The sequence below is a fragment of the Reinekea blandensis MED297 genome, assembly GCF_000153185.1.
Classification (GTDB): Bacteria; Pseudomonadota; Gammaproteobacteria; order Pseudomonadales; family Natronospirillaceae; genus Reinekea; species Reinekea blandensis.
The window spans coordinates 151,594-175,066 of the sequence record NZ_CH724153.1; the positions used below are offsets into that span (position 1 = coordinate 151,594).

At 53.6% G+C, this 23,473-nt stretch carries 25 protein-coding genes; 20 read left to right on the forward strand and 5 right to left on the reverse strand.

The genetic code is table 11. The features are described 5' to 3' along the window. Positions 1–7 precede the first annotated feature (7 nt). From ffh to recJ, 8 genes are all read left to right on the forward strand, one after another. Positions 8–1,429 carry a signal recognition particle protein gene (ffh, locus tag MED297_RS15465; RefSeq protein WP_008046555.1) on the forward strand — a complete coding sequence of 474 codons (1,422 nt, stop codon included), beginning with the start codon at positions 8–10 and terminating at the stop codon, positions 1,427–1,429. 292 nt (positions 1,430–1,721) lie between these two features. Continuing rightward, positions 1,722–1,973, forward strand: coding sequence for a 30S ribosomal protein S16 (rpsP, locus tag MED297_RS15470; RefSeq protein ID WP_008046556.1), 252 nt, complete (start codon positions 1,722–1,724; stop codon positions 1,971–1,973). Positions 1,974–1,998: 25 nt separating this feature from the next. After that, the gene (rimM, locus tag MED297_RS15475) at positions 1,999–2,532 is read left to right on the forward strand and encodes a ribosome maturation factor RimM (RefSeq protein WP_008046557.1); all 534 of its coding nucleotides are present in this window, start codon (positions 1,999–2,001) and stop codon (positions 2,530–2,532) included. Between the two features lie 26 nt (positions 2,533–2,558). Then, on the forward strand, positions 2,559–3,305 hold the full coding sequence (gene trmD / locus MED297_RS15480) for a tRNA (guanosine(37)-N1)-methyltransferase TrmD (RefSeq protein ID WP_086004891.1): 747 nt from the start codon (positions 2,559–2,561) through the stop codon (positions 3,303–3,305). Positions 3,306–3,319: 14 nt separating this feature from the next. Beyond that, positions 3,320–3,685 (forward strand): 50S ribosomal protein L19, encoded by a 366-nt coding sequence (gene rplS, locus MED297_RS15485; protein WP_008046559.1) that lies wholly within the window; start codon positions 3,320–3,322, stop codon positions 3,683–3,685. A 204-nt stretch (positions 3,686–3,889) separates the two neighbouring features. After that, positions 3,890–5,188, forward strand: a complete 1,299-nt coding sequence (locus MED297_RS15490; RefSeq protein WP_008046560.1) for a homoserine dehydrogenase — start codon at positions 3,890–3,892, stop codon at positions 5,186–5,188. Positions 5,189–5,224: 36 nt separating this feature from the next. After that, entirely contained in the window at positions 5,225–6,619 is a 1,395-nt protein-coding gene (gene thrC / locus MED297_RS15495; RefSeq protein ID WP_008046561.1) for a threonine synthase, read from the forward strand. Then, the gene (gene recJ / locus MED297_RS15500) at positions 6,612–8,333 is read left to right on the forward strand and encodes a single-stranded-DNA-specific exonuclease RecJ (RefSeq protein ID WP_008046562.1); all 1,722 of its coding nucleotides are present in this window, start codon (positions 6,612–6,614) and stop codon (positions 8,331–8,333) included. Before thrC ends, recJ begins: the two co-directional genes overlap by 8 nt. A gap of 2 nt (positions 8,334–8,335) precedes the next feature. Here the strand turns inward: recJ and MED297_RS15505 are convergent, their stop codons facing one another. Beyond that, on the reverse strand, positions 8,336–8,602 hold the full coding sequence (locus MED297_RS15505) for a hypothetical protein (RefSeq protein WP_008046563.1): 267 nt from the start codon (positions 8,600–8,602) through the stop codon (positions 8,336–8,338). 216 nt (positions 8,603–8,818) lie between these two features. Between MED297_RS15505 and prfB the strand changes: the two genes are divergently transcribed. The 6 genes from prfB to MED297_RS15535 all read left to right on the forward strand — a co-directional run bounded on the left by prfB (position 8,819) and on the right by MED297_RS15535 (position 15,044). Beyond that, positions 8,819–9,914 (forward strand): peptide chain release factor 2 gene (gene prfB / locus MED297_RS15510; RefSeq protein ID WP_154650971.1). Its coding sequence is split into 2 segments (ribosomal slippage): positions 8,819–8,890 and positions 8,892–9,914, totalling 1,095 coding nucleotides; the frame shifts between segments, so codons are not numbered across the junction. An 89-nt stretch (positions 9,915–10,003) separates the two neighbouring features. Next, entirely contained in the window at positions 10,004–11,524 is a 1,521-nt protein-coding gene (gene lysS, locus MED297_RS15515; protein WP_040557522.1) for a lysine--tRNA ligase, read from the forward strand. Between the two features lie 573 nt (positions 11,525–12,097). After that, a complete protein-coding gene (locus MED297_RS21485; protein WP_008046566.1) occupies positions 12,098–12,688 on the forward strand; it encodes a glycine zipper domain-containing protein in 591 nt (196 codons plus the stop codon). Positions 12,689–12,700: 12 nt separating this feature from the next. Then, positions 12,701–13,030, forward strand: a complete 330-nt coding sequence (locus tag MED297_RS15525; protein WP_154650972.1) for a hypothetical protein — start codon at positions 12,701–12,703, stop codon at positions 13,028–13,030. Beyond that, the gene (locus MED297_RS15530; protein WP_008046568.1) at positions 13,011–13,688 is read left to right on the forward strand and encodes a response regulator transcription factor; all 678 of its coding nucleotides are present in this window, start codon (positions 13,011–13,013) and stop codon (positions 13,686–13,688) included. Before MED297_RS15525 ends, MED297_RS15530 begins: the two co-directional genes overlap by 20 nt. Before the next feature lie 9 nt (positions 13,689–13,697). Continuing rightward, on the forward strand, positions 13,698–15,044 hold the full coding sequence (locus MED297_RS15535; protein ID WP_008046569.1) for an ATP-binding protein: 1,347 nt from the start codon (positions 13,698–13,700) through the stop codon (positions 15,042–15,044). On the opposite strand, the gene MED297_RS15540 is transcribed toward MED297_RS15535, so the two are convergent. The 3 genes from MED297_RS15540 to MED297_RS15550 are packed head-to-tail and all read right to left on the reverse strand — an operon-like array spanning position 15,045 to position 16,406. Next, the gene (locus tag MED297_RS15540) at positions 15,045–15,410 is read right to left on the reverse strand and encodes a hypothetical protein (RefSeq protein ID WP_008046570.1); all 366 of its coding nucleotides are present in this window, start codon (positions 15,408–15,410) and stop codon (positions 15,045–15,047) included. Between the two features lie 31 nt (positions 15,411–15,441). Continuing rightward, positions 15,442–16,161 carry a M48 family metallopeptidase gene (locus tag MED297_RS21490; RefSeq protein ID WP_008046571.1) on the reverse strand — a complete coding sequence of 240 codons (720 nt, stop codon included), beginning with the start codon at positions 16,159–16,161 and terminating at the stop codon, positions 15,442–15,444. Next, positions 16,158–16,406: a DUF3820 family protein gene (locus MED297_RS15550; protein ID WP_008046572.1), complete on the reverse strand. Its 249-nt coding sequence runs from the start codon at positions 16,404–16,406 to the stop codon at positions 16,158–16,160. The genes MED297_RS21490 and MED297_RS15550 overlap by 4 nt, the downstream gene beginning before the upstream one ends. On the opposite strand from MED297_RS15550, the gene MED297_RS15555 reads away from it, so the two are divergent. Then, positions 16,405–16,746: a DUF3024 domain-containing protein gene (locus MED297_RS15555; protein ID WP_008046573.1), complete on the forward strand. Its 342-nt coding sequence runs from the start codon at positions 16,405–16,407 to the stop codon at positions 16,744–16,746. The genes MED297_RS15550 and MED297_RS15555 overlap by 2 nt on opposite strands. Here the strand turns inward: MED297_RS15555 and MED297_RS15560 are convergent. Further along, the gene (locus MED297_RS15560) at positions 16,725–17,849 is read right to left on the reverse strand and encodes a MalY/PatB family protein (protein ID WP_008046574.1); all 1,125 of its coding nucleotides are present in this window, start codon (positions 17,847–17,849) and stop codon (positions 16,725–16,727) included. The genes MED297_RS15555 and MED297_RS15560 overlap by 22 nt on opposite strands. Before the next feature lie 170 nt (positions 17,850–18,019). Between MED297_RS15560 and tcdA the strand changes: the two genes are divergently transcribed. From tcdA to MED297_RS15585, 5 genes are all read left to right on the forward strand, one after another. After that, positions 18,020–18,868, forward strand: a complete 849-nt coding sequence (tcdA, locus tag MED297_RS15565) for a tRNA cyclic N6-threonylcarbamoyladenosine(37) synthase TcdA (RefSeq protein ID WP_008046575.1) — start codon at positions 18,020–18,022, stop codon at positions 18,866–18,868. Further along, positions 18,865–19,368 carry a TIGR03546 family protein gene (locus tag MED297_RS15570; protein ID WP_008046576.1) on the forward strand — a complete coding sequence of 168 codons (504 nt, stop codon included), beginning with the start codon at positions 18,865–18,867 and terminating at the stop codon, positions 19,366–19,368. The genes tcdA and MED297_RS15570 overlap by 4 nt, the downstream gene beginning before the upstream one ends. Before the next feature lie 12 nt (positions 19,369–19,380). Continuing rightward, on the forward strand, positions 19,381–21,258 hold the full coding sequence (locus tag MED297_RS15575) for a TIGR03545 family protein (protein WP_008046578.1): 1,878 nt from the start codon (positions 19,381–19,383) through the stop codon (positions 21,256–21,258). Positions 21,259–21,275: 17 nt separating this feature from the next. After that, the gene (locus tag MED297_RS15580; RefSeq protein WP_008046579.1) at positions 21,276–22,088 is read left to right on the forward strand and encodes an RNA pseudouridine synthase; all 813 of its coding nucleotides are present in this window, start codon (positions 21,276–21,278) and stop codon (positions 22,086–22,088) included. Positions 22,089–22,202: 114 nt separating this feature from the next. Then, on the forward strand, positions 22,203–23,393 hold the full coding sequence (locus MED297_RS15585; RefSeq protein ID WP_008046581.1) for an amino acid aminotransferase: 1,191 nt from the start codon (positions 22,203–22,205) through the stop codon (positions 23,391–23,393). Positions 23,394–23,473 lie beyond the last annotated feature (80 nt).

Here is a 23,473-nt window from a genome sequence, read left to right on the forward strand (position 1 = left end):
ATCAAGAATGTTTAACAGTTTATCAGAACGTCTGGGTCAGACATTAAAACAAATTACCGGTCAGGCCAAACTGACCGAGGACAATATCAAGAGTTCACTGCGGGAAGTGCGGATGGCACTGCTCGAGGCGGACGTGGCATTGCCGGTCGTTAAAGCCTTTATCGATGCGGTGAAAACGCGAGCCGTTGGTCAGGAAGTTTCCCAAGCGCTGAACCCTGGGCAACAGTTCCTGAAGATTGTTCAGAGTGAGCTGGTCCATGTGATGGGCGAGCAGAATGAAGCTCTCGATCTGAAAACTCAGCCTCCGGCCGTGATTTTGATGGCTGGTCTTCAAGGGGCGGGTAAAACCACGACAACAGCCAAGCTGTCGCGCTTTCTTAGTGAGCGGGAAAAGAAAAAGGTCATGGTGGTGTCGGCAGACGTTTACCGTCCCGCCGCGATTAAACAGTTGGAGACGTTAGCCGGTGAAGTCGGAGCGCTGTTTCATCCCTCGGATGTTGCTCAAAAACCCGAAGCTATTGTTAAAGGTGCCATCGATGCGGCACGCAAGCAGGCCGTCGATGTACTGATTGTCGATACTGCCGGTCGTTTGGCTGTTGATGAAGCCATGATGGCGGAAATTCAGACGCTGCATAAAGCGGTGAATCCGATTGAGACGCTGTTTGTTGTTGATGCAATGACCGGTCAGGACGCGGCAAACACCGCGAAAGCGTTCAGTGACGCCTTGCCGCTCACTGGGGTGGTCTTATCGAAAGCCGACGGTGATTCCCGCGGCGGTGCGGCCTTGTCCGTTCGTCACATCACCGGTAAGCCCATCAAGTTTATGGGTATGGGTGAAAAGGTTGATGCGCTTGAGCCGTTCTACCCGGATCGAATTGCTTCCCGGATTCTCGACATGGGCGATGTACTGTCGCTGATCGAGGAAGTCGAACGTAAGGTTGATAAGCAAAAAGCTGAAAAGCTGGCGTCGAAACTTAAAAAGGGTAAGGGCTTTGACCTTGAGGATTTCAGAGAGCAGCTTGCTCAGATGAACAACATGGGTGGTCTGAGCGGCATGATGGATAAGCTGCCGGGCATGGGCCAACTGGGGCAGGCCGCCGCACAGATGCAGGGTGCGGAGAAGCAGTTTTCTCAGATGGGTGCCATCATTGACTCCATGACACCGCTGGAGCGCCGCTTCCCGGATAAAATCAATGGCTCTCGGAAACGCCGCATCGCCATGGGCTCGGGAACTCAGATTCAAGATGTGAACCGTTTGCTGAAGCAACACAAGCAGATGGCGAAAATGATGAAGAAGGTCGGTAAGAAGGGTGGCATGCAGAAAATGATGCGTGGCATGGGCGGCATGATGGGTGGCCCTGGCGGTGGAATGCCACCGGGTGGCGGTCTTCCTCCGGGCATGGGTGGAGGCGGGAAGTTCCCGTTTTAATCAAGCCACTAACTGTTAAAACCGGTAGAAAAGGCGCGTAGGCGCCTTTTCTCGTTTTCGGAGTCGTTGTTCCAGGGCCCCGAGCAGGGCGTGCCTGAGCTGAGCAGTTTAGTCGTAGTACCGCAGCTTAGGTGAATGAAGGCTTGCAACTGGCCGCCAGATCACTATAATTTCGCGGCCTTAATTTCTGGGGTAACCCAGGTAATTCAAACGTTGGTTTTGTCTGAAGCTAACCACTTCAGCATTCCAAAACGGCAGGTGATTTTAAAGCTTGCCCATACAGGAGAACGCGATGGTAGTCATTCGACTCTCACGTGGCGGTTCTAAGAAACGCCCGTTTTATCATCTCACCGTAGCTGACAGCCGAAATGCCCGTGACGGACGTTTCATTGAGCGTGTTGGTTTCTTTAACCCAATTGCACGTGGTCAGGAAGAACGCTTGCGCGTTAGCCTGGATCGCGTTGACTATTGGGTAAGCAAGGGTGCACAGACTTCTGATCGTGTCGCCCAATTGCTTAAAGAGTACAAGAAAGCCCAGGCCTGATTGATTTGAGAGGCATGGGAGCGCGATGACCCCTTTGAAGCCAGAAGACTATGTGGTCCTGGGGAATATCTCCTCAGTGTACGGCATTAAGGGCTGGGTGAAGGTTTATTCCTACACCGAGCCAATGGATCGGATTCTCGAGTACGGGAGCTGGACTCTTCGGAAAGGTCAGGATCTGATTCTGGTTGAAGTCGACAAAGGGCGAAGTCATGGCAAGGGGATGGTTGCACACCTGAAAGGCGTGGATGACCGAGAAGTCGCAAAGCAGTATTCAGGTTATGAAATCTGTGTGCCGCAGGACCGACTCCCTGAGCTGCCGGAAGGGGATTACTACTGGTATGAACTGGAAGGCTTGGCCGTAGTGACGACGAAAGACGTCCGACTCGGCGTTGTGGATTATTTGATGAGTGCGGGATCCAGCAATGATGTGCTGGTCGTGAAGGGAGATCAGCACTGCGCTGATCGACGTGAACGTTTAATTCCGTACGTCGACCAATTTGTACTGGATGTCAGCCTGGAAGCAGGTCGGATACTGGTAGATTGGGATCCGGAGTTTTGAGCGAAAAAGAATCGCAAACACCGGCATTGCAGTTTGGGCTGGTGACGTTGTTTCCGGAAATGTTTAATGCGTTTACGGACTATGGCGTCAGCGGGCGAGCGGTAAAAAACGGGCTGATTTCAGTGGATTGCTGGAACCCCCGGGACTTTACCCACGATCGTCACCGAACTGTGGATGATCGTCCTTTCGGGGGCGGACCGGGCATGCTGATGAAAGTGCAACCCTTGCGGGATGCCATTCATGCGGCGAAAGCCGCCAGTGAACGACCTTCGAAGGTGATTTATATGTCACCCCAGGGGCGAAAACTGGATCAGCAGGGTGCCGGTGAGCTGGTGCGTAACGAACGGCTGATTTTTGTCTGCGGGCGTTACGAAGGGATCGACGAACGTTTGATCGAAACAGAAATTGATGAAGAGTGGTCGCTGGGTGACTTTGTGCTCAGCGGCGGCGAGATGGCCGCGATGACCTTTATGGACACGCTCTGTCGGCTGATCCCGGGTGTACTTGGGCATGAGCAGTCATCGGTTGAGGATTCTTTTTACGACGGGCTTTTGGATTGTCCGCATTACACGCGCCCCGAGGTCCTTGAGGATTTAACGGTTCCGGAGGTTCTGCTGAGCGGTCATCACGATAACATTCGTCGATGGCGGGCAAAGCAGGCACTGGGCCGGACTTGGTTAAGGCGACCTGACTTACTGGAAGGTCGTGTGCTTTCGAAAGAACAGCGTACTCTTTTGGATGAATTTAAAAGTGAGTTAAACTCACGCGACTGATCAGGAGCTGAATCATGAGCAACAAGAATCTGATTATTCAGCAGTTAGAAGCTGAACAGATGAGTAAAGAAATCCCTGAATTTGGCCCAGGTGACACTGTGGTTGTTCAGGTTAAAGTAAAAGAAGGTGACCGTGAGCGTCTCCAGGCCTACGAAGGTGTGGTTCTTGGTAAGCGTAACCGTGGTTTGAACTCTGCATTCACCGTTCGCAAGATTTCCAGCGGCGTTGGTGTTGAGCGTACCTTCCAAACCTATTCTCCGCTGGTTGACAGCATCGAAGTCAAGCGTCGTGGTGACGTTCGACAGGCGAAACTGTACTACTTGCGTGAGCGTTCCGGTAAATCGGCACGTATTAAAGAAAAGGTTAACATCAAGAAGTAAGCTTGCTTACCTTCTCGTTAAAAAGGCAGTCTTCGGACTGCCTTTTTTGTTTTTAGCCGGTGAAACGGCTCGTTGCATAAAGATCACCAGCTTTCCCGCCGGAAAGGCCCATCGCAGGGCCGCTTTGCATTGACGATACCCGGCCCCTTGAGTACTGTTTGCAGTCCGTTATTCCCTCCTGAAACTAAGCAAAAGAGGCTTATTTTGAAACCAGTTAACGTCGGAATCTGTGGTCTGGGTACAGTTGGTGCCGGGACATTTAATGTTCTGAAGCGAAATATCGATGATATTGATCGCCGAGCAGGGCGCCCGGTCAGAATTACGCATGTCGGTGCCCGACGTGATAACCCAGATTGCGATCTCGAGGGTATTCAGGTTTCAAGAGATATTTTTGAGGTCGTCAAAGATCCCGATGTGCATATCATCGTTGAACTGATTGGTGGCACGACCGTCTCCAAAGAGCTGGTGCTGGCCGCCATTAAAGCCGGTAAAGACGTGGTGACAGCCAACAAGGCATTGATTGCTGAGTTTGGGAATGAAATTTTTGCAGCGGCCGAACAAAAAGGGGTCGTCGTGGCCTATGAGGCCGCTGTTGCCGGGGGGATTCCGATCATTAAGGCTATCCGGGAAGGATTGGTGGCCAATCAGATCAGCGGTTTGGCCGGGATCATTAACGGTACCGGCAACTATATCCTGTCTGAAATGCGTGAAAAGGGCCGCGCGTTTGATGATGTGCTGGCAGAGGCTCAAGCGCTGGGCTATGCCGAGGCGGACCCGACGTTTGATGTTGCCGGAACGGATGCGGCTCATAAGCTGACCATTCTGGCGGCGAATGCCTTCGGTATCCCATTGCAGTTCGATAAGGTCTACACCGAAGGCATCGCGGAGATGACTCAGGAAGACGTGCAATACGCCGATGAGTTGGGCTATCGCATTAAACATTTGGGCATCGCACGCCGTACCGACCACGGCGTGGAAATGCGAGTGCATCCGACTCTGATTCCAAATAAACGACTGATCGCGAATGTCGACGGCGTTATGAATGCCGTCCTGGTCTTTGGTGATGCCGTCGGCCCGACCATGTACTACGGTCAGGGTGCCGGTGCCGAAGCAACCGCGTCCGCGGTGATTGCCGACATCGTCGATATTGCCCGGGACATCGACAGTCCGGGACTGGTGCCGCACCTGGGTTTCTCGGTCGAGACCAAAGACCTGAACGTCCTGACCTCCGAAGAGATTACAACGGCTTACTATTTGCGCATCTCGGTTAAAGATGAAGTCGGCCAAATGGCGCGCATTGCCGACACCCTGAGTCAGTTCGGCATTAATATGGAAGCGATCATTCAGAAAGAAGCGCCAGACGACACACCTTTAGTGCCATTGATCCTGTTGACGCAACCGGTCAGCGAAAAAGCGATGAACTCCGCCATTACCGCAATTGAGTCATTGCCGAGCGTCACTGAACGGGTTGTCCGAATTCGCCTGGAGCGTCTGGACAGCTAAAACCGATTTGCCTATTTCAAACTGAGAGTCAGAATCGTGAAATACATCAGCACCCGGGGAGCTGCCCCGGAACTTGAATTTGAAGATGTCCTGTTAGCCGGCTTGGCCAGAGACGGCGGGTTATATGTGCCGGCAGAGCTGCCGTCGTTCAGTGCAGAAGAAATCGAGAGTTGGCGTGAACTGCCATACTCCAAGCTCGCTTTTCATATTATTAAGCCCTTTGTTGGCGGTGCCATTGATGATGACGCCCTGGCTCGAATGCTGGATGAAACCTATGCCGGCTTTGGGCACCGAGCTGTCGCTCCGTTGGCGCAGCTTGATCACAACGAATATGTCCTGGAGCTGTTTCAGGGCCCGACGTTGGCCTTTAAAGATTTTGCGCTGCAGTTGTTGGGTCGCCTGCTCGATCATGTGCTCACCAAACGTAATGAACGCGCAGTGATCATCGGCGCAACTTCCGGTGATACCGGATCGGCCGCTATCGAAGGTTGCCGGCACAGCAATCACATCGATATTTTCATCATGCATCCGCATAACCGCGTTTCCGAAGTGCAACGCCGTCAGATGACCACGGTACTCGAAGATAATGTCTACAATCTGGCCGTAGAAGGGAACTTCGATGATTGTCAGAGCATGCTCAAGCAATGTTTTGCCGATCAGTCCTTTTTGCGCGGAGAGCGTCGCCTGGTCGCCGTAAACTCCATTAACTGGGCGCGCATCATGGCGCAGATTGTTTATTACTTCTATGCGGCCCTGAACCTCGGTGCACCACAACGCGAGATGGCGTTTTCTGTTCCGACCGGAAACTTTGGCGATATTTTTGCGGGCTATCTGGCCCGGAAAATGGGATTGCCCGTGTCTCAGCTCGTTGTGGCAACCAACCAGAACGATATTCTTCATCGTACGATCAGTCAGAACCGATACGAGAAGCATCCATTGGCGCATACGTTGTCACCTTCGATGGACATTGTGGTGTCTTCGAACTTTGAACGTCTATTGTTTGATGCTCACGATCGGGATGGGGCCGTCTTGGCAGACCTGATGAATAAAATGTCCACTGAGACCGTCGAACTGGATCCTCAGCGTATGGCGTCCGTTCGCGAACTGTTTGACAGCTATGCGGTCGATGATGACACCACCTGTCAGACGATTCGGGCGATCTATGACGACACCGGTTATCTGTTGGATCCGCATACCGCCATTGGTGTTAAAGCGGCCCGTGAAACCCGTCGCAGCATGCAATGTCCGATGATTACGCTGGGTACAGCGCACCCGGTGAAGTTCTCCGATGCGGTTGAAAAAGCGGGTTTGAAGACACCGGATTTGCCGCACCACCTGACAGACCTGATGGATCGCGAAGAGCGCTTTGACGTGCTGCAAAACGATCTGAATGCTTTACAGACATATGTCTCTGAGAAAGTCTTTGGCTGATCCTCAGACGCCGATCTCCGTAGCCGGGTTCGACATCCGAACCCGGCCGGCGCACTCTCTTTCCAAATCGCTGCATCCGAATCCGCTGGTCGATCGACTGTATCGAGCCCGGCAGGTAACCGATCCGCAAGAGCTTGAGCCGTCCCTGCGTCATTTGGTCGATTATCGGTTGTTGAAAGGGCTAACCGAAGCTGTCTCGCTGTTGAATCGGGCGCGCTCCGAGCGCTGGCGAGTGTTGGTGGTTGGTGACTACGATACCGATGGCGCAACTTCCACAGCCTTGGCGGTGTTGGGTCTGCAGAGCTTCGGGCTGGATGTCGATTACCTGTTACCGAATCGTTTCGAGTACGGCTATGGACTGTCGGCTGAGATCGTCGACTTGGCATTGACCCGGCAGCCGGATCTGATCGTGACGGTTGATAATGGCATCGCCAGTATCGAGGGGGTTGAACGGGCCAATGCCGCTGGCGTGAAGGTATTGGTAACCGACCATCACCTGGCCGGAGCGGAACTGCCCCAGGCCGCTGCTATTGTGAATCCTAATCAGCCGGATTGTGCATTTCCAAGTAAAGCCGCCTGCGGATGTACGGTCCTTTATTATGTTCTGATCGCTCTGCGAGCCGAGTTGCGGGCACAGGGGCAGCCTGATTTACCAAACCTTGGGCAATGGCTGGACCTGGTCGCGTTAGCGACGGTGGCGGATGTGGTTCCACTGGATGAAAACAATCGTCGATTGGTGACCCATGGTTTGAACCGGGTGAGAGCTGGGCAATGCCGGCCCGGCATCCGCGCGCTTTTCGAAGTCGCCGGTCGTCAATGGCAGGAAGCTAAAGCGTCGGACTTTGGCTTTGTCATCGGTCCGCGTTTAAATGCGGCAGGCCGGTTGGATGACATGACCATTGGCGTGCAGCTGCTGTTAGCGGAAAGTGACGACGAAGCCCGGTCCCTGGCGTCGGAGCTGCATGCGTTGAATACAGAACGCCGGCAGATTGAGCAATCGATGGTGGCCGATGTGTCGAAGTCACTTCCGGATCTGTCCAGGACCGATAAGCGTTGCGGTATCGTTGTAACGGGCAATGATTGGCATGAAGGTGTGATTGGCATCGTGGCGTCCCGGGTGAAAGACCGGATTCACAAACCAGTGGTGGCTTTTGCCGCCGGCGACAATGGCCAATGGAAAGGATCTGCACGGTCCGTTCCGGGTGTGCACATGCGTGATGCGTTGGATTGGGTGGCTAAAAAATCTGAAGGGGTCGTATTGAAGTTCGGTGGCCATGCGATGGCGGCCGGATTGACGATTGCAGCTGATCGTTCAGATGAGTTTGCGGACTTGTTTGACCAAGCGGTTCAGGCGCTTGCCGAATCGGAAGCACTGACGCCACATCTGTGGTGTGACGGTGCTCTGTCGGATTCTGAACTGACTTTAGATAATGCGCTGGCTCTGGAACAGGCCGGTCCATGGGGGCAGGCCTTTCCCGAGCCGTTGTTCTATGGCGAGTTCCAGATCAGCGATCGACGTGTGCTTGCCGATCGGCACCTTAAAATGACCCTGCAGCAAGGCGCAGGAGAATGGCCTGCCATTGCCTTCAATGTCGAGCCATCAATCCTGAACGCTTCCGCAACACGAGTACACGGTCTTTACCAACTCAGCGTCAATCGCTTCCGCGGACAGGTCTCTGTGCAGCTTATTTTTAATAAACTGGAACTGGGTTGATCTCAGGCGGGGATATCAAACCCGGGTTCAACCCAGTGCGCACGCCAGCACAGGCGTGTCAGTTCCAACTGAGTTTCAGGTGAGCGTAACCAGTCATGACGTCGCTGCGGTGACATCCGGCAAACGCTGCCGGCACTGTGGCTGCTGGCATCCAGGAGCTGCATCAGGAGCCGATCCAAAGGTTGGCCGGACTGTTTGGCCAGCAGAGACAGTTCATCGGTCACGGGTGAAGGCAGTAAGTGCCATATTTCTCTCAGTGTCGCTTCCATAAGACCTCCCGTCATGCCATTTCGATTGCCAGCTTACGCCTGGTCACCCCAATTCTGTTGACGTGCATCAAAAAAACAGCGTGCCGATCCTGCGTGACCTTTTCATGACAGTTGGCGTCTGGTCTCTACCTTCTGTAGCGCTTTTCTAGTAAAATCCCGGCCCTTTATGCAGTCGGGCCGACGTGCCCAGCAGTATCGCAACCCTAGGAGTCCAGTGTGGAAATTAATCCGATACGAGAACAGATTAAAGACCTGAAAGCGCGCACCGACGTGCTTAGGGGGTATCTTTGACTTCGCTAACAAGAAAGAGCGTTTAGCCGAGGTTGAGCGCGAGTTAGCCCAACCTGAAGTTTGGAATGAGCCGGAACGGGCCCAGGCTTTAGGACAAGAACGGTCATCACTGGAAAAGGTCGTTCAAACCATCGAAAACCTCGATAGCGGCCTGTCCGATTCCACCGATTTGCTGGAAATGGCTGTCGAAGAAGACGATGAAGGCTCCGTCGCCGACGTCAGCGAAGAGCTGGCCGGATTGCAGCGGCAACTGGAAGAACTTGAGTTCAGGCGCATGTTCAGCGGTGAAATGGACCCAAGTAACGCCTATCTCGACATTCAGGCAGGTTCTGGTGGTACCGAAGCGCAGGACTGGGCTGAAATGCTGTTGCGTATGTACTTGCGCTGGGGTGAAGAAAAAGGTTTTAAAACGGAACTGATGGAAGCGTCCGCCGGCGACGTCGCGGGTATTAAATCTGCGACTGTGCGTTTTGAAGGTGAGTATGCCTTTGGTTGGTTGCGCACCGAAACCGGTGTGCATCGCTTGGTTCGGAAATCACCGTTCGATTCCGGTAACCGTCGGCATACTTCGTTTTCATCGGTCTTCGTGTCACCGGAAATCGACGACAATGTAGAAATTGAAATCAATCCGGCAGACTTGCGTATTGACGTCTATCGCGCCTCCGGTGCCGGTGGTCAGCACGTAAACCGAACCGAATCCGCTGTTCGTATTACCCACGAACCGACGGGTATCGTTACGCAGTGTCAAAACGATCGTTCGCAGCATAAGAACAAAGATCAGGCCATGAAACAGTTGAAAGCCAAACTGTATGAGCGTGAGATGCTGCAGCGTCAGGAAGCAGCGCAGCTGGTCGAGGATAACAAGTCGGACATTGGCTGGGGCAGTCAGATCCGATCCTATGTTCTGGACGATGCGCGCATTAAAGACCTGCGCACAGGGGTTGAAAACCGCAACACTCAAGCCGTGCTGGACGGGGCGCTGGACCCGTTCATTGAGGCTTCTCTTAAGCAGGGGCTTTAACCCCGGCTGAAACCAACCTGCAGTCTGCCTTGCCAGACTGCAGGCGATTCTTTAAAAACCATTAACAGACGAACCATTTGGAAAACATCATGAGCAATCAGTCTAAAGACGCTAACTCAACCACTCCAACCGAAGAAAACCACATCATTGCGGAACGAAAACAGAAGTTGGCTGAGTTGCAGGATAAACGGGGGATTGCCTTTCCGAATGATTTCCGTCGCGAACACAAAGCCGGTGATCTGCAGTCTCAGTATGGGGATCTGGAAAAAGAGGCCATTGTTGAGCAAAACGTCCGCGTTGCCGTCGCTGGTCGGGTAATGCGCCGCGGTGGCCCGTTCGTGGGTGTCCGTGATGTCACCGGCAGCATTCAGTTCTACATGCCTAAGCCGTTACAGAAAGAAAGCGATGACTGGAAACTGCTCGACATTGGTGACCTGGTGGGTGTGACCGGTACGCTGTCCAAATCCGGCAAAGGTGAACTTTACGTCAGTGTTGAAGCCATCGAAGACATGCGTATCCTGACCAAGTCGTTGCGTCCATTGCCGGATAAGTACCATGGCCTGGCCGATCAGGAAGCCAAGTACCGACAGCGCTATGTAGATCTGATTATCAATGATCAAACCCGCAGCGTTTTTGAAGTGCGGTCAAAGGTGGTGAGCGGTATTCGTAACTACCTGTCGTCGCGTGACTTCATGGAAGTCGAAACCCCCATGCTGCAGGTCATTCCCGGTGGTGCGACGGCGCGTCCGTTTATCACGCATCACAATGCTATGGACCGCGACCTGTACCTGCGTATCGCTCCTGAGCTCTACCTGAAGCGGCTGGTCGTTGGTGGCCTGGAGCGTGTGTTTGAAATTAACCGTTCTTATCGTAATGAAGGGGTGTCAACTCGGCACAACCCGGAGTTCACGATGCTGGAATGGTATCAGGCTTATGCTGACTATAACGACCTGATGGACATGACCGAGGATATGCTGCGCACGGTGGCAAAAGACGCGCTGGGCACCACAGAGATCCACTATCAAGGGCGGGATTACGATTTTGCTCAGCCGTTTGAGCGGGTCACCATGTTTGACGCCATCCTCAAGCACAACCCAGAGGTGACTGCTGAGCAGTTGAAGGATCGTGACGCGGCGGCAGCGATCGCTAAAGCGCTGGGCATTAACGTTCAGGACGGTTGGGGTCTGGGTAAACTGCAGACGGAAATCTTTGAAGAAACCGTCGAAGAGCAGCTTTTCGGCCCGGTGTTCATCACTGAGTATCCGGCGGAAGTTTCGCCTCTGGCCCGACGCAATGATGCCAACCCGGACGTCACCGACCGATTTGAGTTTTTCCTCGGTGGCCGTGAAATCGCTAACGGTTTCTCAGAGCTGAACGACCCGATTGATCAGGCCGAACGTTTCCAGGCTCAGGTTGCGGAAAAAGACGCAGGTGATGACGAGGCGATGTTTTACGATGCCGACTATATCAATGCTCTGGAATACGGATTGCCACCCACGGCGGGTGAAGGGATTGGTATTGACCGGTTGGTGATGTTCTTAACCGATTCACCATCGATCAAAGACGTTATTCTGTTTCCGCACATGAAGCCAAAGCAGGAAGAATCGTAAGGCTTGCACCGTTCATTTATGAAAGAGTTTGACCAGCGTCAGACTCTTTGCACTAAAAAGCGCTTTTTGCGCTTTTTTTGTGCATGGCGACGGGTGAAATGGTCAGGATATTACAAAGAGTAACAAAAAAAAGTTTGCAGAATATTGCCCGTTTTTTGGAAACACGGTAAACGATTATCCCCAATTGAGCTAACGCTGTTTTAAAAGCCCATAAATGACATGCCAGTCGTAACACCACCCTGACTGAACCTGATGTAAACCTGTAACCTATTGATTTTAAAGGAATTTATGGGGTTGATTAAAAAATGATCAATCTGTCGTTTGACTGTAAATATGCGCCTTTAATGACATATTGAGGTGCTTTTGCACAAAGTTATCCACAGAATTTGTGGACAGACCCCGCAAACGCCGACCCAGTCCGGGTTGCCCTGATCAATGCTCGAAAGTCAAAAAAGCGACAGGGTCAACGAGCCCGTTTTAACGAGGGTCTGTTGTGCCTGTAACCGGTTCAGGTTTGGTTCATCCAGTGGGGCTAAACTGGGTGCAAATAAAGGGATATCTCAGGAGTTCCAAATGAATCGCTTGACTCAAACCATTGGGGTTGTACTGCTCGCTTCCTGCACCGCCTTTGCCGCGGCCGATAATCGTTATAATGATCACAGTCGTGGTCGCTGGTCAGACGTTCGCGAAACCTTTTATGTCGAGGCCCGAGTCATCAGTGCCGAGCCGTTGTATGAGACACATTGGTATTATCGCTCTCGCGGTGATTCCTACGATGGACGCTACGAGGAGCGCTGCCGCGTGCGGGATGTCGAAGTTTACCGTTCGTCCTCTTCTGCCGGACCGGCTGGCGCTATTATCGGTGGCGCCATTGGGGCTCATGTTGGCTCTAATGCCGGACGCTCTTCTGAATCGGCCATTGCCGGTGCCATTGCCGGCGGTGTCATCGGTGGCCTTATTGGCAACGAAATCGATCGCGATAACACCACCATTCATTATCGTCAGGAACGTGAGTGCGATCGGGAATACCGATACGAGCGTCGAACACTCATTGGCTACGAGGTTCGCTACCGATACAATGGCCGCGAATTCCGAATATTAACCGATGAGCACCCGGGCCGATACGTTCAACTCAGAGTGGAGGTTGAGCCCACTGTGCGCTAACGGAGGGCTTGAATGTATAGAATGATCGGGGGCTTGTTGTTTACGGCGATTTTCAGCGTCTTCGTGTTTGCCGACGATCCGCCTTGGCCGGACGTTCACCCCTGCACCGGTGCCTCGATACCGCTGACGACGGAAAAAGCCGTAGTCCAGGCCATTGAGTGTCTGTATGACGGGCGGGTGGCGAAAGTGACCCGACAGAATACGGGCCGGGACGATTGGTACTATCAGCTGCGGATACTGATTTCCGGTGGCCGGGTCAAAACGCTGGATGTCCATCCCCAAACCGGGTTGCCCCTGGACCCGCAGGAACTGGAGGCGATTAATGCGTCTTTTAATAATTGAAGATGAACAGAGTCTGCTCGAACATCTGCAGGCGGGGTTTAAAAAAGAAGGATTTGCCGTAGACACGTCAACCAGTGGCAAGGAAGGGCTGTTTCTGGGGAAGGAAGCTGATTACGACGCCGCCATCATTGATCTTGGTTTGCCCGAGCTTGATGGTCTTGATGTGATCCGGGAACTTCGCGCTGCCGGGCAGGACTATCCGATCATTGTGTTGACCGCTCGCGGACATTGGCGCGATAAGGTCGATGGACTGGAAAGCGGAGCCGATGACTATCTGGCCAAACCCTTTATTTTTGATGAACTGCTGGCGCGCGTGAAAGCGCTGCTAAGGCGCAGCGTGGGCATGGCATCTTCCACCTTAACCATTGGTCTTTATGAGCTGGATACTTCAGCAAAAAGTGTTCGCGTGGATGGTCGGTCGGTTGAGTTAACCAGCTACGAGTACAACACGCTGGAATACCTGATGACCCATAAAAATAAAGTGGTCTCCAAGACCGAGCTGACCGAACATCTTTACGAACAGGATTATGACCGTGACAGCAATGTCATCGAGGTTTTTATCCGTCGCTTGCGTAAAAAGCTTGACCCGGATGGCGAGCGTAACCCAATACTGACTCAGCGTGGCCTGGGTTACCGCTTCAACGCCGATGTGAACTGATTTCTGTTTATGGTTGAGTCGCGCGCTCAGGGGTCCCTGACCCGCCGGCTGACGTTGTCAGCCGCTGCCGTATTGGTCGTCTCGCTGGGTTTGGCTGGCTTGGCTTTGGATCGCGCCTTTGTGAACAGCCAGATGGCGGCCCAAAGTGAACGGCTTTTCCTGACCGTTTTTAATTTATTGTCTGTGGCTGAAGTCGACGGCGAGTCGCTCTCCTTACCGCGAGTGTTGCCGAACGATCGGTTGAACTCGCCGGAAAGCGGGTTGGTTGGCTTGGTCCTGGATCGAACCCGGTCCTCGGTTTGGGAGTCGTTGTCGAGTGAGTGGTTTACCGAAGGTGGCTGGGTTCGGTCGTTGCCGAACCTGGCGCCGGGTGAAGAAGAATTTGGACAGCACAAAGACTGGGTGTACCAGCGTAACGGTTTTATCTGGGAAGGGCCTGATGGCCGCGAACTGTTTTTTGAGTTCTGGGTGCTGGAAAGCGCGGAACCTTTGAAACAGGCGGTGCAGACGTTCCGCAGCCAGCTGTGGGGCAGCCTTATCGCCGTGACCGTCATCCTGCTGATCGCCCTCACTCTGGTGGCCCGTTGGGGCTTACGGCCGCTGCGCGTCATGGCAGCAAACCTCAATCAGATCCGCTCCGGTGACGCGGCAAAACTCACCGGTGACTATCCGGTTGAACTGACCCCTTTAACCGACAGCCTCAATCAGTTGCTAGTGGCGGAGCAGGGCCAGCGTGAACGGTATCGCAAGGCCATGGGGGATCTCGCACATAGTCTGAAAACGCCACTGGCGGTGATGCGCACCATCACCGGCCCGGACGCTGAAGAAATCAGTGAGCAGGTAGCCCGCATGGACCAGATAGTGCGTTATCAACTGCAACGGGCCGTTACGGATGCGCGCAATGGGCCGGTTCTCGGCCAGCGTTGCGATCTGACCGGCGCCGTCAGTCGTTTAGGTAAGGCGCTGGAAAAGGCGTTCATGCATGAAGATAAGGTTCTGGACATACCAGAAACCGACGAGTCCTTGTTTGTCGCCATGGACAGTAATGACGTGCTGGAAGTGATGGGCAACCTGATTGAAAACGGCTTTAAATACGGTCGCTCTGTCATCATGGTCAGCTATGAACGCACCGAACAGCAGGTGATGGTTCATATCGACGATGACGGGCCTGGAATATCGGGTGAGGCCAGTAAGCAAATACTCACTCGCGGAAAGCGATTGGACAGTATCCAACCCGGTCAGGGCATCGGTTTGGCCATGGTGAATGACATCCTGGACAGTTACGGCCTGGTGCTTACCATCGCAACCTCTCCATTAGGCGGGGCTCGTTTTTCATTGTCGTTGCCGCTGGCTTAATCAGCCAGTGTTGCCGAGAATCTGCAGCCAGTAAAAGGCATAGCCTGCCAGCGCCAGAGCCAGCAATATCAGCAGGTGGATGCGCTTGGGATCGTTTTTACGACGCGAGCGCAGTGGGGTGACGCCTAACGCGAGCAGGCTGAGCAGCGTACAGGCTCCGAGTGCAAAAGGCAGCAAGCTCACCCATCTGTTTTGCCAATGGTCGCGGATATCCAGCTCATGGTATCGGGCGATACCCGTATCCAGTTCAGGAGCGCCCAGCCAGCCAATGACCGATACCGCGATAATCGCAAGCCAGCCAAGGCTGGCGCAGATGCGTAACATCAACAACCAGGCATCATTATTTTTGTGTCGGCGATCTTCCACGGGTGCTCCTGTTTTATGGGGAATCGGGCAGTCAGGATTCAGCTCGATGATCCAAAGTCAGCCGATGTTCATGGCGTCTTAACCATCGGCGGTCGGCCTGGTAGTTGGGATGCAGCGCTTCGACCTGTTGCCAGAAAGCGGACGAATGGTTCAGATGCTTAAGGTGACTGACCTCATGACTGACAAGGTAATCAATAACGCGTTCAGGTGCCATCATAATCAGCCAGTTATACTGAATGCGCCCGTCGTGCGTACAGTGGCCCCATTTGGTTTTGGTTTTGCGTAATCGAACGTCTTTCAGTTGAGACAGCAGGTTGCCTGTCTCGGCGCGTTCGCGGGTTTTTTTGGGCAGCCAGAAACGGGCCTGACTCTGATAAAAATCGGCCAGCAAGTGTAGGTTGGTCTCGGCATCATCCGGGTCGGGCAGTGTCAGGCTCAGGCCTTCCGGAGTCAGCGACCAAGTCGGCCGCTTTTGTTGCGCTTGACGCGTGACGGCGACGTCAAAACCCATGAAGGGAATGCGGTTTGCCAGGCTGTAATCGATGCGATCCTGTGCCTTAATGGCCTGCTCATGTATCGCTTTGTTCAGCCAGCCATCACGGCTGCGCAAAAACGCCTGCATGAACGCCGGATCGGTTCGGTAGGGGGCACGAAGTTCGATCTGTCCGGCCTGCACATGCAGGGCGATCGTTTTGCGTTTGCTGTAGCGAACACGGACAGTGTGTTCCTGCCAGGTCAGAGAATCGGTCATTGTACCGTCTTAGAGTTGGGCCCGGCCGGTCGGGTTAACGGGTCGATCAGATGTTCCAGACCTTCGCTTTTAATCAGCAGCGCCAGCGCCATTAATGTTCCTAGCCGGTTTTCCGGAAACCCTTTTTTTGCAAACCAGAGCAAATAAGGTTCAGGCAGTTGCATCAGCGGGCGGCCTGCATATTTCCCGAAAGGCATGCTAGTGTGAGCAAGTTCGAGCAGGGCGGTAGGGTCGAGGTCGGTCATGGTTTCCAATACAAGCAAAGAGTTGCCGCATTTTGTCAGAAAACAGGTGGCGCTGGAATCGCAACGCTTGGTTGACGCGCTCAAGCCGGCACAGATCGTGGCAGAGCTCTACGGACATCGACTGTTGTGCGTCGAACTGTTGCCTCATCCGGCTCGCGAGGGTGAGGTATTGCGGTCACCCTTTGCGCTGTTGGATTTTTACGATCAGGCCTGGCACCTGCTGTTCCGAACCACTCAGGGACATTGGCAGCCGGTGCCTGAACAGGCACCGGATCTGAACCTGAGTGCAAAAGTTCAGATCATCATTGATGATCCGGATCACCTGTTCTGGCGCGCATGAGTTCTGAGCTGTTCCACAGCTTGCTGAATCAAATCGAAGCCGGTACCGAAATTCAAACGAACACTGTCCGGTGAGCCAAAATACTTACCTTCGCTGGGCATGATGCCCGCTTCGATAAACAACTGATCGAGCGGCTGGCCGGGGACGGTACTGTCAATCCAGGCCAGAAAGGTTGCCGGTTGCGGACGATACACCATGCCCGGGAAGGACTGTAACGAGTCTGCCAGGTAGTCCCGGTTGGTTTTCAAATGCGTCAGCAACGCCTGATGCCAGTCGGCACACTCAGCAAAGGCCGTTTCGGTTGCTTTCATTCCGAGGAAATTCGGGTAAGGAATCAGGTCGCTCATCCTCCGTTGCCAACGTTGTCGAAGTTTGGCGTCCGGAATGATGGCAAACGAACATCCCAGCCCGGCAACATTGAAGGTTTTACTGGCCGCCATCAGGGTCACACAGCGATCGGCCAGACTGTCGAGGGAGGCAGAGGGCGTATGTTTGGTGCCATCCAGAATGAGGTCGCAGTGAATTTCGTCACTGCACAACAAAACATCGTGCTGTTGACATAGTTCGCCCAGTTTTTCCAGTTCAGAACGCTCTAATACGGCGCCCTGAGGGTTCATTGGGTTGCACAAAATAAACAGATGGCAGTCCGGATGCGACAGTTCCTGCGCCAATAATTGCCAGTCCCATTGCCAATGGTCGTCCTGCCAGGTAACCGGCAGTGGTACGATTTCACAGCCCTGTTTCCCCGGGGCATCCAACATCGGCGGGTAATTGGGCGTTTGAACTATCACGCGGCCGTGTCGACCAAACAGGTCGACCGCCAGGTTAAAGCTCGGTACCACGCCGGGCATCCACACCAGCCACTGTGAATCGATCGACCAGCCATAGCGCTGTTGACACCAGTTCACCACGGACTCATTCAATGAGGTCCAGGGATGGCTGTAGCCATAAACCGGATGGGCAACACGTTCAGTCAGTGCGCGGGTAATGGCCTCAGGTGCGGCCAGGTCCATGTCGGCGACCCACATGGGCAGTAAGTTTTTGGCTCGGTAGCGTTCCCATTTAATGGCATGTGTGTGATCGCGATTGATGGTCTCAAACATGGGGTGTCCCGGGTTGTCAAAGTATGTAAGAGCGCTCTGTTCGGGGGAATGAACTGGTATACTGTGGCGCAATTCCGGACAGAGCTTGGTTTGCTCGGCATCCTACCGTAATTCGGTCAGTGTTGAAATTCTTCGCATAGAACCAATCAACAGGGTATCGGGTGACGGGGATGAACGTCCGATTCAATCTTATGCAAGAGGTCTCACAGTTGGCAGTATCAGAACGGTTCGGTGGAACTCAGCGATTGTACGGCGTGCAGCCGACCGAGTGGCTGAGTCAAGCGCATTTTGTCGTCATCGGTATTGGCGGGGTTGGCAGTTGGGCTGCAGAAGCGCTGGCTCGCACCGCAGTGGGACGCCTGACGTTGATTGATCTGGACGATGTCTGTGTGACAAACACCAATCGACAGATTCATGCAATGACGGGAACCGTAGGGCAGATGAAAGTCGATGTCATGGCGGAGCGCATCCGTAGTATTAATCCGGATTGCGTGGTCGACGTGCATCACGCCTTTGTCACACCGGACAATCTCTCTGAACTGATCGATCCGGACGTGGACGGCGTCATTGATGCGATCGACAGCCTGAAACCGAAAGCCGCTTTAATTGCCTATTGCCGTCGGCAAAAAATACCGATGGTGACCACGGGCGGAGCCGGTGGTCAAACGGACCCGACGCAGATCACGGTCGCGGATCTGTCGCGAACCAAACACGATCCGCTGGCGGCTAAGACCCGTCAACGATTACGCAAGTTCCATGGCTTTCCCGCTGCGGAAAAGGGCAAATTTGGCATAGACTGTGTGTACTCGACCGAACAGCTGGTCTACCCACAGGCCGACGGCAGTGTGTGTGCTGCTAAACCCGGTGCCGGCAACTCTACTCGATTGGATTGCGCCTCCGGCTTTGGTGCCTCGGTTATGGTTACGGCCAGTTTTGGTATGACCGCGGCCGCGCGTCTGGTTGAGCGTTGGCTGCAACGAAAGGAACGACGGAACCGACTTGAAATGGAGACTGTATGATCGATTCACTGTTAAAACTGCTGAAGGCGCTGAACTCAGACGTCGGTCCCTGGCAGATTTCATTCGCTGGCGCGTTGGCGTTGATCATTGGTTTTACCCCGCTGTGGTCGCCGCATAACCTGCTGATTCTGTTGTTCGCGTTTGTGTTTCGGGTGCACCTGGCGACGTTCTTTGTGTTCTGGGGTGTGTTTTCTGCGTTGGCTTGGCTTTTGGACCCCTGGTTTCATGCCATTGGCTTATCGTTGCTCAATCAGGACAGTCTGCAGGGATTTTGGACCGGCTTGTATCAAAGCGATTTCTGGCAGGCGACGCGATTCAACCATTCAATCACGTTGGGCAGTTTGCTGGTGAGTGTGCTGGCGTTTTTACCCGCGGCGGTCATTTTTCGTCTTGGGGTTGTGCAGTACCGAGCCTACATGTTGCCTTACATCGACAAGCTGAAAGTCGTCCAGCTGTTAAAAGGCAGCCGTTTTTACCAACTCTATGAACGTATCGGATAAAGGATTGAGTTCATGAAACTATTTCGCTGGAGTGGCTTGATAGGCTTCGTTCTGTTTACGGCCGTCCTGATGATCATCGGTTTGCTGTTTCTCGACGGTTGGACCAAAAAAGCCGTTGAAGCCGCAGGCTTTCAGGTGAACGGTGCAGAAGTCACTGTTGCCGATGTTGACCTGACACTCAGTCCACTGGGCTTCCGCTTTGAGCAAGTTGCTGTTGCAGACGCAGACGACCCGATGCGCAACGCCGTCGAGATCGGTCAGATGCGTTTGGCCATTAACTTTGCTCAGTTGTTTTTGGGAAATGTACGCCTGGAAGATGTGACCGTTGCTGATGTGCAAACCCGAACCGAGCGTGAAGCACCGGCACGGTTAGCCGAGTCAGCCGAGAATGATTCAGACAGCGCCGGTGCCGAACCTTCTGTCGCCGAGCAGCAGGTCGAGCGTATCGCTGGTGAACTGCCATCGCCAACGGAGGTGGTTAATCAACAGACACAAAATACACGTGAGGCGGTGAGTGACGCGCAGCAGGTGATTGCCGATGCGCGGTCGGAAATATCCGCAGCCGCGTCTGAGGTTCCAGATGAGGATGAGTTGGCGGCTTATCGACAGCGGATTGCCGAAATCAAAGCTCGAGAACTGAACTCAATTGAAGCCATTCGAGCGACACAGCAGCAGTTGTCCGAAGTCGCATCGGAAGCCGCTCAGGACAAGCTTGCCATTGAATCGCTGAAACGCGAGATTGAAAGTGCAGCAGAACAAACCCGTAGCGCCGTTGCGCAGGTCGGCCAAGCGCCGGCAGAAGATTGGGCTCAATTACGCGAAGACTATCCGTTGAATCAAGAGTCCGCCATGAAAGTCGCCCGATTACTGATCGGTGACAAGCTGTTCGATACCTACGATCAGGCCAGCTACTGGTATGAAAAAGCCAAACCCTGGATTCGTCGTTTGGCTCCGGCGCGCGAAGAAGTGGAACCTGCAGCGCAGCGACTGGACGGCACCTTTGTGCGGTTTCCACATCCGGACCCAACGGCTCGGTTTCAACTGGATCAGGCATTGGTGTCATTTCGTGCCGATGATTGGCCTTGGGAAATGACGATTGAGGATCTCAGTTCTCACCGCGGGGAGCTTTACATCCCAACCAAGCTCGCCCTACAGCGGGGCACCGACGATCGAATCGGCTTGCGGATCAACGGCCTGTTGGATCGCATCGACGGTACCAGCGTTGATACCTGGGACATGCTTGGACAGGGCGTTGCCTTTGCCCAGCGTTCGGTGGCCCTGGCCGATGTGAACCTCACCTGGACACCCGAGCCGGCGAACATTACCGGGAATCTGGTCATCACTGACGGTGAACTGGACGGTCAGGTACAACTCGCGTTTCCTCAGAGTAACTTTGATGTGACGGGCGATGGGCTGACGACCCGGTATTTGCGTCAGGCGCTGTCTGCGATTGATGCCTTTACCATCGATATCGATCTGGCCGGACGGGTAACCCGACCGCAGTTAAGCGTGCGCTCGAATCTGGATAACCAGCTTGGTGATGCGCTGGCCGATGTGGCAAAAGCCGAATACGATGCCTGGCTTGCCGACGCACGCCAGGAACTGGATGCGCGAGTCGCTGAACTGCGTGCGCCGGTCGATGATGCCGCGGCGCAGGTTCGTCAGCAGCGCGATGAGGTGATAGTACGGATCAATCAGTTTGAGTCCGAAGTGGAAGCCGAAATCCGCAGTCTGGAATCAAAAATCGAGTCGGAACGCAAACGCCTTGAACAGGCCGCGGCCGATCGCTTAAAAGCTGAACGTGAAAAAGCCGAAGCCGCTGCGCGTAAAGAAGCGGAAGAAAAACTGAAAGAAGAAGCTGAAAAGCTGAAAGATCAATTTTCATTCTGAGGGTTAACAGAAATAAGATGCAGATCGATGCAGTGTTAGAAGTAGAAGCCGGCGATCCACAGATTGCCATCGACTTTCTGGTCGACAACATCAATCTGTCGAAAACTCGGCTGAAAGATCTGATGAACAAGGGGGGCGTTTGGCGGGTCGATCTGCAGGATCGACGAGAACGGTTGCGAAGGGCCATGACCGACATCTTCGTCGGTGAGCGTATTGAGATTTTCTATGACGAGGAACTGTTGTCACTGAAGCCATTGAAAGCTGAACTACTGCACGATGCCGGGCAATACAGTGTCTGGAACAAACCCAATGGCATGCCGTTATCCGGAACGGACTGGGGCGACTTCAACAGTTTTGAACGCGCGGTTGAACTGGCGACGCATGGTGAACGGGAGTGTTATTGGTTAACGCCATTCGACTATCAGGCCGCCGGCGTGCAGGTGCTCGCGCATTCACGCAAAGCGGCCTCGCAATTAACAGAACAGTTTGATCCGGAAGGGTTAAAAGGCGCGACGCTGAAGTACCGATGCGACGTGGAAGGCGATTTCAATGATGAAGGCGAATGCACAACCGACCTTGAAGACGGTGCAGTAAGCACGCGTTTTAGCAAAGTTCGCTTCGATGCCCGACCTAACCGAAGTGTGCTTGAAGCTGAGCTTATCACCGGTCGTGACGACCAGATTCGGCGTCAGCTTTCAGCATTGAGATACCCGGTGGTCGGCGATGAAGACTATGGTCAGAACGCGGAAGAACAGGGTTTGCTGAGGCTTAAGTGTGTGGAGGTTCGGTTTACCTGTCCGATGACGCACGAAACATTGGTTTTTAACTGACTTTACGGTCAAAAAAAGTGGTGCGTCATCCGAAGAATAGTCAACAAATGGCGCACTAATCTCGTTATACTCTCAGCGCATAATGAAAATTCACTCAACTTTAAGGTGATATGAATGTTTGAACGAGTCAACAGAGCGCCCGATGACCCGATTCTCGGGTTGAATGAAGCGTTTAATGCCGATTCCCGTACAGAAAAAGTGAATCTGGGTGTCGGTGTCTTTAAAAATGAAGACGGCGTGACTCCGATTCTGGACACTGTAAAAGAGGCGGAGCGCCGTTTATTGCAGGGTGAAACAACGAAAAGCTATCTTGCCATTGGTGGCGACGCAGAATACGGCCGTCAGGTCCAGGGACTGCTGTTCGGTTCAGATCACAATATCATTTCAAATCAGCTCGCACGCACGGCACAGACACCCGGCGGGACCGGCGCGTTGCGTATTGCGGCCGAGTTCATCGTGCGTCAACTTGATGTCGAAAACATCTGGGTGAGCGATCCGACCTGGGCGAACCATGGTGCCGTGTTCCGCAGCGCAGGACTGACGGTAAAACCATACCGGTACTATGATGCTGACAATCAATGTCTTGATTTTGCTGGCATGCTGGAAGACCTTGAGACGGCAGGTTCTAACGAAGCGGTCCTGTTGCACGGTTGCTGTCATAACCCAACCGGTATCGATCCAACAGCCGATCAATGGCAGCAATTGGCCGATCTGGCTGAGCGTCGCGGTTTCGTTGTACTGTTCGATTTTGCGTATCAGGGTTTTGCCACCGGAGTCGATGACGATGCCGAGGGGCTTCGCACCTTTGCGAAGAAAGTCCCGGAGTTGCTGGTCGCCAGTTCATTTTCAAAAAACTTCGGCCTTTATAATGAGCGAGTCGGTGCTTTCACGCTGGTGGCATCCGATCGTAGTGTTGCCGATGACGCATACAGCCAGGTGAAAACCATCATCCGAGCCAACTACTCAAACCCGCCAGCACACGGTGCCAAGGTGGTTACCACGATTCTGGCCGACGCCGAGTTAAAGGCGAAATGGATTCAGGAAGTGGCCGATATGCGTCAGCATATCCATGGTTTGCGTAAGTTGATGGTCGAAACGCTGAAAGACCTGGGTGTCGAGAAAGACTTTTCCTTTATTCAGGCACAAAACGGCATGTTCTCATTCTCCGGGTTAACGCCGGAGCAGGTCGCTCGACTGAAAGAAGAACACGGCATATACATCGTCGGCAGTGGTCGTATTAACGTGGCTGGTTTGTCGAGTAAAAACATGCGCACGGTGTGTGAAGCGATCGCGTCAGTTCTGTAATCGGAACGGTTATTAAAATTCAGAAAGCCGACCCAAGGTCGGCTTTTTTGTGGCCGTTTGATTCTTCTTGTGTCGTTGAT

Coding starts and splice junctions, on each gene's coding strand:
- ffh (WP_008046555.1), top strand. CDS start 8: ATGTTTAACAGTTTATCAGAACGTCTGGGTCAGACATTAAAACAAATT.
- MED297_RS15560 (WP_008046574.1), bottom strand. CDS start 17,849: ATGTTTGAGACCATCAATCGCGATCACACACATGCCATTAAATGGGAA.
- MED297_RS21490 (WP_008046571.1), bottom strand. CDS start 16,161: ATGACCGATTCTCTGACCTGGCAGGAACACACTGTCCGTGTTCGCTAC.
- rimM (WP_008046557.1), top strand. CDS start 1,999: ATGACCCCTTTGAAGCCAGAAGACTATGTGGTCCTGGGGAATATCTCC.
- MED297_RS15570 (WP_008046576.1), top strand. CDS start 18,865: ATGATCGATTCACTGTTAAAACTGCTGAAGGCGCTGAACTCAGACGTC.
- MED297_RS15575 (WP_008046578.1), top strand. CDS start 19,381: ATGAAACTATTTCGCTGGAGTGGCTTGATAGGCTTCGTTCTGTTTACG.
- lysS (WP_040557522.1), top strand. CDS start 10,004: ATGAGCAATCAGTCTAAAGACGCTAACTCAACCACTCCAACCGAAGAA.
- MED297_RS15505 (WP_008046563.1), bottom strand. CDS start 8,602: ATGGAAGCGACACTGAGAGAAATATGGCACTTACTGCCTTCACCCGTG.
- MED297_RS15530 (WP_008046568.1), top strand. CDS start 13,011: ATGCGTCTTTTAATAATTGAAGATGAACAGAGTCTGCTCGAACATCTG.
- MED297_RS15555 (WP_008046573.1), top strand. CDS start 16,405: ATGGTTTCCAATACAAGCAAAGAGTTGCCGCATTTTGTCAGAAAACAG.
- MED297_RS15585 (WP_008046581.1), top strand. CDS start 22,203: ATGTTTGAACGAGTCAACAGAGCGCCCGATGACCCGATTCTCGGGTTG.
- rpsP (WP_008046556.1), top strand. CDS start 1,722: ATGGTAGTCATTCGACTCTCACGTGGCGGTTCTAAGAAACGCCCGTTT.
- tcdA (WP_008046575.1), top strand. CDS start 18,020: ATGAACGTCCGATTCAATCTTATGCAAGAGGTCTCACAGTTGGCAGTA.
- MED297_RS15580 (WP_008046579.1), top strand. CDS start 21,276: ATGCAGATCGATGCAGTGTTAGAAGTAGAAGCCGGCGATCCACAGATT.
- MED297_RS15525 (WP_154650972.1), top strand. CDS start 12,701: ATGTATAGAATGATCGGGGGCTTGTTGTTTACGGCGATTTTCAGCGTC.
- MED297_RS15535 (WP_008046569.1), top strand. CDS start 13,698: ATGGTTGAGTCGCGCGCTCAGGGGTCCCTGACCCGCCGGCTGACGTTG.
- rplS (WP_008046559.1), top strand. CDS start 3,320: ATGAGCAACAAGAATCTGATTATTCAGCAGTTAGAAGCTGAACAGATG.
- MED297_RS15550 (WP_008046572.1), bottom strand. CDS start 16,406: ATGACCGACCTCGACCCTACCGCCCTGCTCGAACTTGCTCACACTAGC.
- MED297_RS21485 (WP_008046566.1), top strand. CDS start 12,098: ATGAATCGCTTGACTCAAACCATTGGGGTTGTACTGCTCGCTTCCTGC.